At 68.3% G+C, this 13,969-nt stretch carries 9 protein-coding genes and 1 pseudogene; all 10 read left to right on the forward strand.

What is annotated here, in order from left to right:
* Positions 1 to 50 precede the first annotated feature (50 nt).
* Positions 51 to 1,829 carry an ABC transporter ATP-binding protein gene (locus KH389_RS14615; RefSeq protein ID WP_088515373.1) on the forward strand — a complete coding sequence of 593 codons (1,779 nt, stop codon included), beginning with the start codon at positions 51 to 53 and terminating at the stop codon, positions 1,827 to 1,829.
* Positions 1,822 to 3,645 (forward strand): ABC transporter ATP-binding protein, encoded by a 1,824-nt coding sequence (locus KH389_RS14620; RefSeq protein ID WP_054915370.1) that lies wholly within the window; start codon positions 1,822 to 1,824, stop codon positions 3,643 to 3,645. The genes KH389_RS14615 and KH389_RS14620 overlap by 8 nt, the downstream gene beginning before the upstream one ends.
* A 183-nt stretch (positions 3,646 to 3,828) precedes the next feature.
* Positions 3,829 to 4,977, forward strand: a complete 1,149-nt coding sequence (locus KH389_RS14625; protein ID WP_078480151.1) for an LLM class flavin-dependent oxidoreductase — start codon at positions 3,829 to 3,831, stop codon at positions 4,975 to 4,977.
* Positions 4,974 to 6,032 (forward strand): ABC transporter substrate-binding protein, encoded by a 1,059-nt coding sequence (locus KH389_RS14630; protein ID WP_043862916.1) that lies wholly within the window; start codon positions 4,974 to 4,976, stop codon positions 6,030 to 6,032. The genes KH389_RS14625 and KH389_RS14630 overlap by 4 nt, the downstream gene beginning before the upstream one ends.
* Positions 6,033 to 6,101: 69 nt before the next feature.
* Entirely contained in the window at positions 6,102 to 6,248 is a 147-nt protein-coding gene (locus KH389_RS14635) for a hypothetical protein (protein WP_160328366.1), read from the forward strand.
* Between the two features lie 32 nt (positions 6,249 to 6,280).
* Positions 6,281 to 8,512, forward strand: a complete 2,232-nt coding sequence (locus tag KH389_RS14640) for a TonB-dependent receptor (protein ID WP_213605726.1) — start codon at positions 6,281 to 6,283, stop codon at positions 8,510 to 8,512.
* Between the two features lie 60 nt (positions 8,513 to 8,572).
* The gene (locus KH389_RS14645) at positions 8,573 to 11,032 is read left to right on the forward strand and encodes a TonB-dependent receptor plug domain-containing protein (protein ID WP_210014756.1); all 2,460 of its coding nucleotides are present in this window, start codon (positions 8,573 to 8,575) and stop codon (positions 11,030 to 11,032) included.
* Positions 11,033 to 11,227: 195 nt separating this feature from the next.
* Positions 11,228 to 11,881, forward strand: a pseudogene (locus tag KH389_RS27795) (HAMP domain-containing protein); the annotation flags it as partial.
* Positions 11,873 to 12,736 (forward strand): methyl-accepting chemotaxis protein, encoded by an 864-nt coding sequence (locus tag KH389_RS27800; protein ID WP_370409184.1) that lies wholly within the window; start codon positions 11,873 to 11,875, stop codon positions 12,734 to 12,736. The pseudogene KH389_RS27795 and the gene KH389_RS27800, both read left to right, overlap by 9 nt.
* A gap of 113 nt (positions 12,737 to 12,849) precedes the next feature.
* Positions 12,850 to 13,902 carry a tetratricopeptide repeat protein gene (locus KH389_RS14655; RefSeq protein WP_213605727.1) on the forward strand — a complete coding sequence of 351 codons (1,053 nt, stop codon included), beginning with the start codon at positions 12,850 to 12,852 and terminating at the stop codon, positions 13,900 to 13,902.
* Positions 13,903 to 13,969: the final 67 nt, after the last annotated feature.

Raw genomic sequence — 13,969 nt, forward strand, 5'->3', positions numbered from 1 at the left:
GGGCGCGGGGCCTGCCCTGCGCCTGTTTTCCCCTTTGCCTCGAGTTTTCCATGAGCCCTCGACACCCGCTGCTGCGCAGCCTGGCGATCTACCGCGAAATGCCCTGGCGTTTCGCCCTGGTCGCCGGGCTGTTCGTTTTCATCAACCTGGGGCTGGTCTGGCAGCAATGGCTGATCGGCCATGCGCTGAACGACGTGAGTGCCGGCGCCGCCGTGGTACGCCTGGCCGATGGCAGCCTGGATGCACGCCTGGCCTGGCACTGGTTCTGGCTGATAGGCGCGGTGGCGCTGGGCCGCGCGGTGTTGCAGTACGCCGCGGCCATCGGCTCGCTGGTGCTCGGCCAGGCGCTGCTCACGCGCCTGCGCGAGCGCCTGCTGGCCCAGGTGCAGGCCCTGCACCTGGGCTACCACTGGCAGCACGGCATGGGCGAGATGGTCACCCGCACCACCCGCGATGCGGACAAGGTGCGCGATGCCCTGATCAGCTTCTGGCGCCAACTGGTGGAAACCCCATTGGTGGTGCTGGCCACCGTCGGCCTGCTGGCCTGGTACGACCCGTGGCTGGCCCTGGGGCCGCTGCTGCTGACCGTGCTCGGGCTGGGCATCTTCGTGCACCAGACCGAGCGCCTGGTGGCACTGGACCGTGCCGTGGGCGCCGCCTACGACCGGGTCAACCAGGACCTGGCCGAAGGCATCGGCGCGGTACGGGTGATCAAGTCGTTCGGCCTGCAGGCCCAGCGCATCCAGGGCTTTGCCGCGCAGGTGCAGGTGTTTGCCGGGCATGCACGCCAGGCGCTGGCCTACGCCAGCTCGCGCATACCGCTGCCGCAGGCGGTGGTGGCGCTGGGGCATGTGTGGATCCTGGTGGTCGGTGCGCAGCTGGTGGCCCAGGGGCGCATCGGCATCGGCGAGCTGGTGACCTCGCTGCTGATCGCCACCACCCTGGTGTTTCGCATCGAAGGCATCGGCCGGGTGATGCAGACCTTCGCCGACGCGCGCGCCTCGGCCGAGCGTATCTGGCAGTTGCTCGATGCGCCGGTACACATCGTCAGCGGTCAGCAGTCGCTGCCCCCGGGGCCGCTGGGCCTGAAGCTGGAGGCTGTCGGCGTGGCAGCGCCCGGCGGTGGGCAGGCGGTGCTCAGCCAGTGCTCGTTGCAGATAGAACCCGGCGAGGTGGTCGCGCTGGTGGGCGCCACCGGCACCGGCAAGAGCCTGCTGGCCAGCCTGCTGCCGCGCCTGACCGAGGCCGACCAGGGCCGCGTGCTGCTGGGCAGCGCTGCACGGGGCTGGCACGACGTGCGCACCCTGGCGCTGGATGAACTGCGCCGGCGCGTGCATGTGCTGCCCCAGGAGAGCTTTCTGTTCGCCGACAGCCTGGCTGCCAACCTGCGCCTGGGTGCGCCCACGGCCAGCGACGCGCAACTGCTCGATGCACTGCGCCAGGCCAGCGCCGAGGACGTGCTGGCGCGCCTGCCCCAGGGCCTGGACACGCCGCTGGGCGACCGTGGCGTGACCCTCTCGGGCGGCCAGCGCCAGCGCCTGTGCCTGGCCCGCGCCCTGCTGGCGGCCCCCGACATCCTGTGCCTGGACGACGCCACCAGCGCGCTGGACGCGATCAGTGAACAGCGTGTGCTCGACACCCTGCGCCAGCGCCGCAGCGATGGGCATGCACCGACCCTGCTGCTGATCGCCAGCAAGCTGAGCACCGTGCAACTGGCCGACCGCGTGCTGCTGCTGAGCAGTACCGGCATTGCCGACAGCGGCAGCCATGCGCAGCTGCTGCAACGCAACCCGACCTACCGTGAACTGCTGGGGATCGAGCATGGCTAAGCCGCAAGCGGGCACTGCCCTGAGCGATATCGAAATAGAAGAATTACTGGCAAGAAAGGCCCTGGACCGCAGCATGTTCCGGCGCCTGCTGCCCCTGCTGCGCCCGGTGCGCCGGCAGATCGGCTGGGTGATCGGCCTGGAGCTGGTGCTGGTGTTCACCGTGTTCCTGCGCCCGTGGTTCGTGCGCGAGCTGCTCGATCACGGGCTGATCCATGACGGCAACGCCTGGCTGCTGGACCCGCCGCTGGTGCTGTGGCTGGGCGCGGGCCTGGCGGCAAGCTGGCTGGGGCGCTTCGTGCTGGCGGGGCTGTCGCAGTACATCGCCGGCAGCGCCGCGATCAGCGTGCTCAACGACCTGCGCGTGCGGGTGTTTGCGCACGTGCAGGCGCTGAGCGTGGGCTACTTCGACCGCACCCGCGCCGGGCGCATCATTTCGCGGGCCGACCGCGACGTGGACGCGCTTGAGCCGCTACTGATCCAGGGCCCGCCCGAGCTGCTCGGCGCCCTGCTGCGCTGCAGCCTGGCGGCGGTGATGCTGTGGCTGATAGAGCCGCTGTTCTTCTTCAGCCTGATCGGCAGCGTGCCGTTGCTGCTGCTCGCCACCTGGGGCTTCAAGCGTATCGCCCAGCGCAACTGGGCGAAGGTCGCGGAAAACCGCAGCCGCTTCACCGCCCACCTGGTGGAGAGCGTCAGCGGCGTGCGCCTGCTGCAGCAGACCGGCCGGCAGCAGACCAACCTGCAGCGTTACCAGGGCCTGCTGGACGACTTCAACCGCGCGCTGATTCTGGGCAGCCTGCGCTCGGGCTGGTTCGCGCCGTTCACCGCGCTGCTGGCCGCGATGGGCATGGCGGTGCTGGTGCTGGTGGGTGGCTACGGGCTGGCCGAGGGTTCGGTGACGGTAGGCCAGGTGGGTGAAAGCCTGTTCTACGTGATGCTGTTTCTGGGGCCGTTGCAGGAGCTGACCGACCTGTTCGAGCGCTATGCCACCGGTTCGGCTTCGGCGCAGCGGATCTTTCTGCTGCTGGACACCGCGCCGCAGATTCTCGACCCGCAGGTGCCCGTGGCGTTGCCCAGGGCGCGTGGCGAGGTGCGCTTCGAGCAGGTGCGCTTTGCCTATGAGCGTCAGGCGCCAACGCCGGTGATCGACGGGCTGGACCTGCACATACGGGCCGGCGAGGTGCTGGCATTGGTCGGGCCGTCGGGGCATGGCAAGAGCACGCTGGTGCAGTTGCTCACGCGCTTCTATGACGTGGACGGCGGCGCGGTGAAGCTCGATGGCATCGATGTTCGCCAGTTGAGCCAGCAGCAGTTGCGCCGGCACGTGGGTGTGGTGCTGCAGGACAACGTGCTGTTTGCCGGCAGCATCCTCGACAACCTGCGCCTGGCAGCACCGGGGGCGGACGATGCGACGCTGATCGCGGCGGCCCGCGAGCTGGGCGCCGATGAAGTGCTGGAGCGCCTGCCGCACCAGTACGCGACCCAGGTGGGAGCGCTGGGCGCGCACCTGAGCCATGGGCAGCGCCAGCTGGTGTGCCTGGTGCGGGCGTACCTGGCAGACCCCGCGGTGCTGGTGCTGGACGAAGCCACCTCGGCGGTGGACGTGCATACCGAGCGGCGCATCCAGCGGGCGTTGCGTCGGCTGTGCGAGGGGCGCACGGCGATCATCATCGCGCATCGGCTGGCGACCATTCGCGAGGCAGACCGCATCGTGGTGATCGGCCAGGGCCGCCTGGTGGAGCAAGGGCCGCATGCGCAGTTGCTGGCCAGGGGTGGGGCGTATGCGGCGCTGCATCGCAGCTATGCGCGGGCCGGTTAGGGCCAATCGCGGGTCAAGCCCGCTCCCACAGGGGGGCATTGCTCTGGTGCTGCAACCGCCGCACCCACTGCTGCTGCACTGCTGCCCTGGCAGCAGTGCAGCAGCCCACCCCCCGCAAAATCGGGCCCGCACCGCGTGGCATGACGGTTGCACCACCTCTGGCACATTCACCGAGGAACAGCCATGAGCACCGAATTCTTCTGGCGCCTACCCCTGGGCACCGACGGGCCGCAATTGAGCACCGACCGGCACAACCGTGGCAGCTTCAGCCACCAGCACGGCCATATCGCACCCGGCCGGCTGGCAGACGGCCGCCCCGACGGCTTCACCTATATCGACTACATCGCCCAGGTGGCCAAGGCTGCCGAACTGGCCGGCTTCGAAGGCGCCCTGCTGCCCACCGGCCCCGAACCCTGGATCGTGGCCGCCGCACTGGCCCGCGAAACCCGCCGCCTGCGCTTTCTGATCGCCTTCCAGGCCGCCTGGACCCTGCCCGCCTACGCCGCACAGCAGGCCGCCATCCTGCAGCACCTGAGTCACGACCGCCTGGACTGGAACATCATCACCGGCGGCAACCCCGCCAGCCAGCGCGCCCAGGGCGACTTTCTCGACCACGACCAGCGCTACCGGCGCACCGGCGAATTTCTCGACATCATCGACGGCCTGTGGCGCAACGAGCACTTCAGCTACCAGGGCGAGGTCTATCAACTGGACAACGGCGCCCTGCCCGAGCACCTGGCCCATGTGCGCAAGCCGGGGGTGTATTTCTCCGGCTTCTCCGACCCGGCCCTGGACGTGGCTGCACGCCACGCCGACGTGTACCTGAACTGGGCCGAGCCGATCGAGCAACTCAGGCCGCATATCGAGCGCGTGCGCGAGCTGGCCGACAGGCAGGGCCGCACGGTGCGCTTCGGCCTGCGCGTGGACCTGTTCGCCCGCGAAACCGAAGAGGCCGCCTGGCGCGACCTGCGCCGCCAGTTCGACAGGCTCGACGGCAGGCCCAGCGCCCTCTCCAGCACCTTCAGCACTGCCAGCGACTCGGTCGGCGGCGCCCGCCAGAGCGCCTATCACCAGAACATCCAGCGCTTCGACGACCTGATTCTGGGGCCAAACCTGTGGGCCGGTTTCGCCAAGGCCAAGCCCGGCCCCACCGTGGGCCTGGTGGGCAGCCACCAGAACATCGCCGAACGCCTGGCCGAGTACCGCGACGCCGGCTTCTCGACCTTCATCCTGGCCGGCAACCCGCACCTGGAAGAAGCCCTGCGCATCGGCCAGGAAGTGCTGCCGCTGGTGCAACAACGACAACCCATCAAGGACCCGATGCCCCTATGACCACCCCTCTCGATACCCTCTGGTACACCCACAGCCCGGTGCCGACCGGCCTTGGCATCGCCGTGCAGACCGGGCGCCTGGCCGAGGCGTTCCAGCCGCTGGGCACCTCGATCCAGTCGCTGCGCGAGTCCAGCGAGCGCGAAGTGCGCGAAGCCCACTACGACCATCACCTGCCCAACTCGGTGCGCCACGGCGGCAACATTCCGGCGATCTGGGCCTACGCCAGCGGCGTGCAGACCCGCGTGCTGGGGCTGAGCTGGGCCGATGAGGTGCAGTTGATCCTGACCACCGAGGACAGCGGCGTGAAAAGCGTGCGCGACCTCAAGAACCGCCGCTTCGGCCTGCCCAAGTGGGCCAACGTGCAGATCGACTTCACCCGCGCCCAGGCCCTGCGCGGGCTGGAAAACGCGCTCAGGCTCGAAGGCCTGGACGTGGCCGATGTGGAACTGGTGGACTACCCCTACGGCGGCACCCACAGCGACGAGCAGGTCACCCATGTGCATGGCGCCACGGTGACCCTGGGCATGAACCGGGTGAGCCGGCGCAACAACGAACTGATCGGGCTGCTGCGCGGCGACATCGACGCGATTTTCCTCAAGGGGGCCTCGGCCTTGCAACTGGCCCACGAGTTCGGCCTGCGGGTGGTGATCGACACCGGCTCGCACCCCGACCCGCTGATCCGTTCCAACAACGGCACCCCGCGCACCCTGACTGTTGACCTGAACCTGCTGCAACAGCATTTCGGCGCGTGCACGCGCATCGTCGACGTGGTGCTGCGTACCGAGCAGTGGGCCTGGGCCAACCCCGATGAAACCCGGCGCTACCTGGCGCGCGAGCTCAACACCAGCGAGTACTGGGTGGCGGCGGCGTATGGCGAGGACGCGCACCGACGCCTGCGCACCACGCTGGACAGTCGCTCGATCGAGGCGCTGCAGGATTTCACCGATTTTCTGCATCGGTGGCATTTCATTGCGCGGCGCTTCGATGTGCGCGACTGGATCGATTTCAGTGTGCTGGAGGCGGTGATCGGGTCGACGTCGCGGGTGGCCACCTGAAAATCGTGTCGCCCCATTCGCCAGCAAGGCTGGCTCCTACATAGGCCTCGCCCCCTGTAGGAGCCAGCCTTGCTGGCGAAGCTTTTCAAACCGGTTGCTGCTGCAGCAGCAGGCATTCCACAGCCCCCTGCTGCACCACTAGCAACCCACCCCGAAACACCCGATAAAACCCATGTAAATCAACAGCTTGCAAACATGGCACAAACCCTGCTCTAGCCCCGTATCAGCCACACTCGGGGAGCCACACCATGCATCAGCTTCATCCACTGGCCAAGGGCATCGGCCTGGGCCTGCTGCTCGCAGGCACCAGCACCGCCCACGCCGACGACAGCACCACGCCGGCACTCAAGACCGTCACCGTCACCGCACAACACCGCGAAGAAACCCTGCAGGAAGTGCCGGTGGCGGTCAGCGCGGTCCAGGGCACCAGTATCACCGCCGACGGCGTGCGCGCCATGGGCGACATCACCACCTTCATCCCCAACGCCTCGGCCAAGAACCCCGATGGCGATGGCCGCCCGCGCTGGTACATCCGCGGCCTGGGCACCGGCGACACCGGCGCCGCCACGGTCTACCCGGTGGGCATCTATGCCGACGACGTCTACCTCAACGCCCCCGTCGCCGGCGGCGGCCCGCTGTTCGACCTGGAGCGCATCGAGGTGCTGCGCGGCCCTCAGGGCACCCTGTACGGCAAGAACACCACGGCGGGGGCAGTCAACGTGATCTCGAAAAAGCCCACCTTCGACACCGACGGCTTCGGCACCATCGGCTTTGGTAGCAAGAACGAACGCATCCTCAACGGCGCCCTGGGCGGCACCCTGGTGGACGAACGCCTGGCCGGCCGGGTGTCGCTGTATTCCGAGGAGCGCGACGGCTTCACCCACAACCTGACCAACGACCAGACCTATGGCGACGTCAACAAGAAGGCCGTGCGCGTGCAGTTCCTGGCCAGGCTCAACCCGGACCTGGAGGCGCTGTGGAAGCTCCACGGGCGCCAGTTCAAGGGCGATGGCAGCAGCGGTTCGCTGCCGCTGGGCACCTATTACAACGTCGGCTACCAGCGCCCCCAGGGGCGGCGCATCGAGCTGAACGTGGACGAGCACTCCAAACTCGACCACGACGGCACCTCGCTGACCCTGAACTGGGACATCGGCGACTACCGGCTGACCTCCATCACCGCCTACGACTCTATCCGCCAGCAGTCGCTGACCGACGCCGACTACACCCCCTACGAGGTCAACGGCGCGAGCGACACCGACAACCGCTACGACCAGTACTCGCAGGAATTTCGCCTGGCCTCCCCGCAGCAGGAAACCCTGCGCTGGATGCTCGGCACCCATTACTTTCACGAAACCCTCGACAGCACCGACCGGCGTTTCGTGACCCCGGGCCCGACGCCCAACGGCACCGGCTCCAACCAGATCGGCGGGGTCGACCTGAGCAGCCTCGACTACACCCACAAGACCGACAGCTACGCGCTGTTCGGCAACCTGGCCTATGACCTGAGCGACAACTTCACCGTGACCGGCGGGCTGCGCTGGACCACCGAGAAAAAGAGCATCGACCTGGACCTGGCCCAGCTCACCCGCACCAGCGCCAACGGCCCGCTGGTGCCGCTGGGCGCTGCGGGCGCCAACGGCAACCGCGACGAGAGCAAGCGCTGGGACGCCTGGACCTACGATGTGACGCCCGAGTACCGCATCAACGACAACCTGCGGGTGTTCTTTCGCTATGCCCACGGCTTTCGCTCCGGCGGCTTCAACACCGGCCTGTCGAGCAACCTGGCGCAGCTGACCACGGTCGACCCGGAACAGCTCGATGCCTACGAGCTGGGCCTGAAATCGGAGTGGTTCGACCACCGCCTGACGGTCAACGCCAACCTGTTCTACTACGACTACCAGGACATCCAGGTCAACCTGCTGACGGTCAACAGCGGCGTGCTCACCACCGCGCTCACCAACGGTGCCAAGGGCAAGGTCAAGGGCGCGGAGCTGGAGATCGAGGGCCAGCCCACCGACTACCTGCACCTGCGCGCGGCGGTGTCGTTCCTGGACACCGAGTACACCGACTTCAAGAACGTCAACCCCACCACCGGCGAAGTGACCGCCGACTACAGCGGCAACAGCTTCGTGCGCTCGCCGCGCAACGTGGTGTCGCTGGGCGCCGACTACACCATCCCGCTGGCGATCGGCGGCAAGCTGGTGGCCGGCGCCGACGTGAGTTTTCGCGACAAGGAGTACTTTCTGGCCAACCGCCAGAGCAGCGCCGAGCCGACCCTCAGCCAGCCCCACTACACCCTGGCCAACAGCCGCCTGACCTGGTTCAGCGCGGATGAAAAGCTCAGCGTGACCGGCTTCGTCAACAACCTCACCGACCGCCGCTACCAGGTGCACGGCCGGCCCAACGGCCCCCAGGGCCAGTACGTGCTGACCTACGGCGACCCGCGCACGGTCGGCCTCAGCGTCACCAGCCGATTCTGATCGAACGCGCCGGCGGCAGGCTGCCGGCGCACTTCAACTGCCTTGCAAGGAGTACACCCCATGTTGCGTCCCACCCCCTTGGCCGGCGCCATCGCGCTGGTCATCGGCAGCGTTGCCGTGCCCGAATGCTCTGCCCAGGCCGCACCCGGCGCGGATGACAAGCTCGATACCGTGGTCGTGGTCGGCACCCGCCGCAGCGACGTCACCGCGCTGCAAAGCGCAGCCCCGGTGGATGTGCTGAGCGCCGAAAAGCTGCAGGACACCGGCGCCAGCGACCTGTCCGGTGCGTTGACCGCCCTGTCGCCCTCGTTCAGCTTCCCGCAGTCGCCCCAGGGCGCGTTCGCCGGCTCCATCGCCCAGGGCGCCTCGCTGCGCGGCCTGGCGTCGGACCAGGTGCTGGTGCTGGTCAACGGCAAGCGCCGCCATACCAGCGCCAACGTGACCCGCCAGGGCCTGGCCAACGGGCGTGGCGCAGCGGCCGTGGACCTGAGCCTGATCCCGCTCAGCGCGGTGTCGCGGGTGGAGATCCTGCGCGACGGCGCCGCCGCCCAGTACGGCTCGGACGCCATCGCCGGGGTGATCAACATCGTGCTCAAGGAGAACGACGACGGCGGCAACGTGGGCTATCGCTTCGGCGGCTACGACAAGGGCGACGGCCTGCAGCGCAAGCTCAGCGGCTGGAAGGGCCTGGCCCTGCCCAACGATGGCTTCCTGACCCTGAGCTTCGATGCCGGCAGCCAGGACCCGGCCAGCGACACCAACCCCGACAACCGGATCTTCTACCCCGGCAGCACCAGCACCGATACCCCGCGCGAGCAGAACAACCGCTACCGCACCTGGCGCTGGGGCTCGGGCAATGTCTCGGACCAGTACAACCTGGTGGCCAACAGCGAAATCGGCCTGGGCGAAGGGCTGACCGCCTATGGCTTTGCCACCTATGCGCACAAGAACACCGACGCCGACGGCTTCTTCGACCCCCCCACTACCCTGGCCCGCAACTACGGCAGCGATGCGCTGCGCCGCTACCCGGACGGGCGCCTGCCGGTCACCCGCTACAACCTGCAAGACTATGCCGTGACCGGCGGCCTGCGCTGGGAGGACGAAACCCTGGGCACGTTCGACCTGGCTGCCAACTACGGCAACGACACGTTGAAGTCCACCGACCGCAACGCCATCAACCCCAGCTGGGGCACGGCCAGCCCGTCGAGCATCTACACCGGCGAGCGCGAGAACCAACAGACCAACCTGACCCTGGACTGGGTGCGCGACTTCCCCACCGACCTGCTGGCCAGGCCGCTGACCCTGTCGGCGGGCCTGGCCTGGCGCAAGGAGAACTACCACCTGGGCGCCGGCGAGGCGGCCGGCTGGCAGAACGGGCCGCTGTTCGGCAGCCTGGACCCGGTCAGCGGGCGGCCGATCCCCGGTTACTACTCGGGCATCACCAACGTCGATGCCGCGTCGCTGGAGCGCAAGGTGTTCGGCGCCTATGTCGACCTCGAAGGGCAGCTCACCGACAAGTTCCAGGCCGGCGTGGCGCTGCGCTCGGAGCATTACTCGGACTTTGGCGACACCACCAACGGCAAGCTGTCGCTGCGCTACGACTTCACCCCGCAGATCGCCGCACGCGGCAGCCTCAGCACCGGCTACCGCGCCCCTTCGCTGGTGCAGAGCGGGCTGTCCTCGTTCAGCGTGCAGGTGGTGGAGCAGCCACCTGGCAGCGGCAACTGGGTCGAGGTGCAGCAGCGCACCCTGCGTGCCGACAGCCCCGAGGCCGCGCTGCTGGGCGGGCGCGCGCTCAAGCCCGAAGAGTCGACCAACTACTCCCTGGGCCTGGTGTGGCGCCCGCTGGCCAACGCCTCGGTGACCGTGGACGCCTACCGCATCGACATCGACAACCGCATCACCCTGTCCGACCAGTTGCCGGCCAACGTGGTGGGGCCGATCTTCGCCGGTACGCCGTATGCCAACATCCAGAGTGCGGCGTTCTATACCAACATTGCCGACACCCGCACCGACGGCATCGAGCTGGCCGGCCAGTACCAGTGGGACCTGGCGCAGTACGGCCGGCTGGACCTGAACGCCGGCTTCGCCAAGACCCGCACGCGCATCACCGAACTGCGCGATGCCGGCGGCATTGCCGGCAACCAGATCGTCGGGCGCGCCACCCAGGGCCTGATCGAGCACGGCACCCCCGACACCAAGCTGACCCTCAGCGCCAACTGGCTGTACCAGAACTGGGGCGTGACCCTGACCCAGCGCCGCTACGGTGAATGGCAGAGCCTCAATGCCAGCAACCCCGACCTGGACCAGACCTTCAGCGCGCAGTGGATCACCGACCTGGACCTGAGCTACCGCTTCGACCAGGGGCTGAAGGTCTCGGTGGGTGCGATCAACCTGTTCGACAGCCACCCCGACAAACTCGAAGGCCAGACCCTGTACGGGGTGCAGAAGTACTCGATCACCTCGCCCGAGGGCGCCCAGGGCGCGTTCTACTACACCAGCCTGAGTTACGACTTCTGAGTTTTGTCCGACAATAAAATTGAGCTGGATCAACGTTTGGCGTGATGTATGGCACTTAGCCTTCATCCACTGCGACAGCGCTTCTATAGTGTGGCGGGAACCACGTTCCCCCCACTCTAAGGAGCGTTCATGCTGCGCGTACTTTCACTGGAAAACCTCACCGTCACCCGCAAACTGGCACTGGGCTTCGGGCTGATGCTGGCCCTGGCGGTGTGGTTGGCCGCCACCGGCCTCAAGGGGTTGCACAACGACAAGACTTCGTTCGAGCGGATCAACCGACTGAGCACCCTGTTCGACGAAACGGTGTTTGCCCGCGAGGCCAACTACCAGTACGCGCTGGCGCCCCAGGCCGCCCACCTGGACACCCACCAGACCCACCAGCAGGCCTTGCACAGCGCACTGAACGCGGTGCTCGAGGACGTGCAGCGCGGCGCCTGGCCCGCCGAAGACCTGCAGACCGTGCAGCAACTGGCCGACGGCCTGCAGGGCTACATCACCACCCACCAGGCCGCCCTGGCCCTGGACCCGCCCGACAGCGCCCGGGTGGTGCAGGCCAACGCCCTGCTGGCCGACCTGCAGGGCAGCATCAACGTGCTGTACAAGAAGGAAGAGGAGCGCGCTGCCGCCAGCGTGGCCACGGTGGTCTCGATTCTGCTGGGCGTGACCGTCGCGACCCTGGTGCTGGGCACCCTGATCGCCTGGCTGATCGGCCGGCAGATCGTGCGCCCGCTGCGCCAGAGCCTGGAGGCGGCCGAGCGCATCGCCCACGGCGACCTTACCGTGCAGCTGGACAGCCATCGGCGAGACGAACTGGGCCAGCTGCTGCGCGCCATCGGCGACATGAGCCAGCGTCTGCGCGAGGTGATCACGCGCATTGGTCACGGCTCCTCGCAACTGGCGGTATCGGCCAGCCAGCTGGCCACCATCACCACCCAGACCCAGGCCGGCACCGACAGCCAGCGCAGCGACACCGACCGGGTCGCCACCGCCATGAACCAGATGACCTCGATGGTGCAGGCCGTGGCGCGCAACTCCGAAGACGCGGCCCAGGCGGCCCGCCAGGCCGACGAGGAAGCCAGCGGCGCCTCGGGCATCTCGCGCAATGCCATCGTGCAGATCGAGGCGCTGGCCGGCGAGGTCGGGGTGTCGGCCGAGTCGATGAGCCGCCTGCACCAGGAAATCGACCGTATCGCCAGCGTGCTCGGGGTGATCAAGGCCGTGGCCGGGCAGACCAACCTGCTGGCGCTCAATGCCGCCATCGAGGCGGCACGTGCCGGCGAGGCCGGGCGCGGCTTCGCAGTGGTGGCCGACGAGGTGCGCAGCCTGGCCCAGCGTACCCAGCAGTCTTCCGAGGAGATCGAGCACCTGATCGGCGAGTTGCAGCGCATTGCCAACGAGAGTACGCAGATCATGCAGTCCAGCGTGGAGCAGACCCAGTCGACCGTGACCGGGGTGCGCAACACCGGCGATGCGCTGGCGGCGATCACCCGGCAGGTCTCGGACATCCAGCAGATGAGCCTGCGCATCGCCAGCGCCGCCGAAGAACAGACCACGGTGGTCGAGGAAATCACCCGCAACGTGCTGCATGTGCGCGAAACCGCCGACCAGTCGGCACTGGCCAGCAGCGAGATCGCCAGCTCCAGCGTCGAACTGGCGCGCCTGGGCAGCGACCTGCAGAGCCTGGTGGTGCATTTTCGCACCTGACGGCTCGCGGCACGGGCTGCGGCGCAGGGTGCGGGCAGGTGAAGGGGGAAAACGGATTGACTCCGTTTCCTGGCTGACCCAAGCTTGCCCCACCCCGCCTGCCCGGATGCCGCATGTCAAAACCGCGCCTCTATACCCTGCTCAGCCTGCTCGTGCTGCTCGTCATCGGGCTGGGCTACGGCTGGCTGGGTGACGCCCCGGCCCCCGCGCCGGCCCCCAGCCATGGCTACACCAAGGCGCTGACCATGGCCCATGAAGGGCAGCCGGGGGCGGCGCGGGTGCTGTACCAGCAACTGGCGCGCGCCGACCTGTCGGGCATTCGCCGCGCCAGCCTGCATGCCGAGCTGCCCAACTACCCTTCGCCGCTGGCGCTGAAGCTGGCCGACCAGGACCTGAGCCACGACGACCCGCTGGTGCGCCGCGCGGCGATCGCCAGCATCAGCGCGCTGGTGCCGGCGCCGCAGCGCAGCGTGCTGCTGGGGCCGATGCTCGAAGACCCCGAGCAGAGCGTGCGCTTTGCCGCGGTCGATGCGCTGCTGGGGCTGGGCCCGGACGATGTCGGCCTGTACTACGGCCCGCTGCAGCAGGCACTGGAGCAGTACCAGCAGGCCTTGCTCAAGCAGCTCGACGATGCCGCCGCCCAGGTGCACCTGGCCCGGCTGTACGTGCACGAGGGCCATGACGACGAGGCGGCGCAGGCACTGGAGCGAGCGCTGACGCTGGCCCCCGACGACCTCGAGGCACTGGCGGCCAAGGTGCGCCTGCTCGACAGCCAGGGCCACGCCGATGCCTCCCGCGAGCTGCTGGCCCAGGCGCTCAAGCGCCACCCCGACTCGGCCTTCCTGCAACACGAGCTGGGCCTGTGGCTGATGCGCCACGACCAGCACGAATACGCGCTGCTGGCGTTCGACCGGGCCCTGGCGCTGGACCCGGACAACGCCGAGTATCGCTATACCCTGGCGTTGACCCTGCACAGCCTGGAGCAGGTCGAGGTGGCGCAGAAGCAGCTCGAAACCCTGCTCGCCCGCCAGCCGGCCAACCGCAAGGCGCGGGTGCTGCTGATCGGCTACTGGAAAGAGACCGGCCAGCTGCAGAACGTGCAGGTGCTGCTGGCCCAGCTGGAGCAGCAGAACCCGGACGATCCGCTGGTGCAGCAAGGCCTCTGAGGCCCCTCGTCCGGGCTCCCGCAAGCGTTTTGAACCCCGCCGAAAGTGGCGTGTCCAGTGATAGTGC

This window comes from Pseudomonas qingdaonensis (genome assembly GCF_018398475.1).
GTDB lineage: Bacteria > Pseudomonadota > Gammaproteobacteria > Pseudomonadales > Pseudomonadaceae > Aquipseudomonas > Aquipseudomonas palmensis.

What these genes read in the sequence shown, in the direction of transcription:
- KH389_RS14615 (WP_088515373.1), top strand. Translation starts at nt 51, where the DNA reads ATGAGCCCTCGACACCCGCTGCTGCGCAGCCTGGCGATCTACCGCGAA.
- KH389_RS14620 (WP_054915370.1), top strand. Translation starts at nt 1,822, where the DNA reads ATGGCTAAGCCGCAAGCGGGCACTGCCCTGAGCGATATCGAAATAGAA.
- KH389_RS14625 (WP_078480151.1), top strand. Translation starts at nt 3,829, where the DNA reads ATGAGCACCGAATTCTTCTGGCGCCTACCCCTGGGCACCGACGGGCCG.
- KH389_RS14630 (WP_043862916.1), top strand. Translation starts at nt 4,974, where the DNA reads ATGACCACCCCTCTCGATACCCTCTGGTACACCCACAGCCCGGTGCCG.
- KH389_RS14640 (WP_213605726.1), top strand. Translation starts at nt 6,281, where the DNA reads ATGCATCAGCTTCATCCACTGGCCAAGGGCATCGGCCTGGGCCTGCTG.
- KH389_RS14645 (WP_210014756.1), top strand. Translation starts at nt 8,573, where the DNA reads ATGTTGCGTCCCACCCCCTTGGCCGGCGCCATCGCGCTGGTCATCGGC.
- KH389_RS27800 (WP_370409184.1), top strand. Translation starts at nt 11,873, where the DNA reads ATGAGCCAGCGTCTGCGCGAGGTGATCACGCGCATTGGTCACGGCTCC.
- KH389_RS14655 (WP_213605727.1), top strand. Translation starts at nt 12,850, where the DNA reads ATGTCAAAACCGCGCCTCTATACCCTGCTCAGCCTGCTCGTGCTGCTC.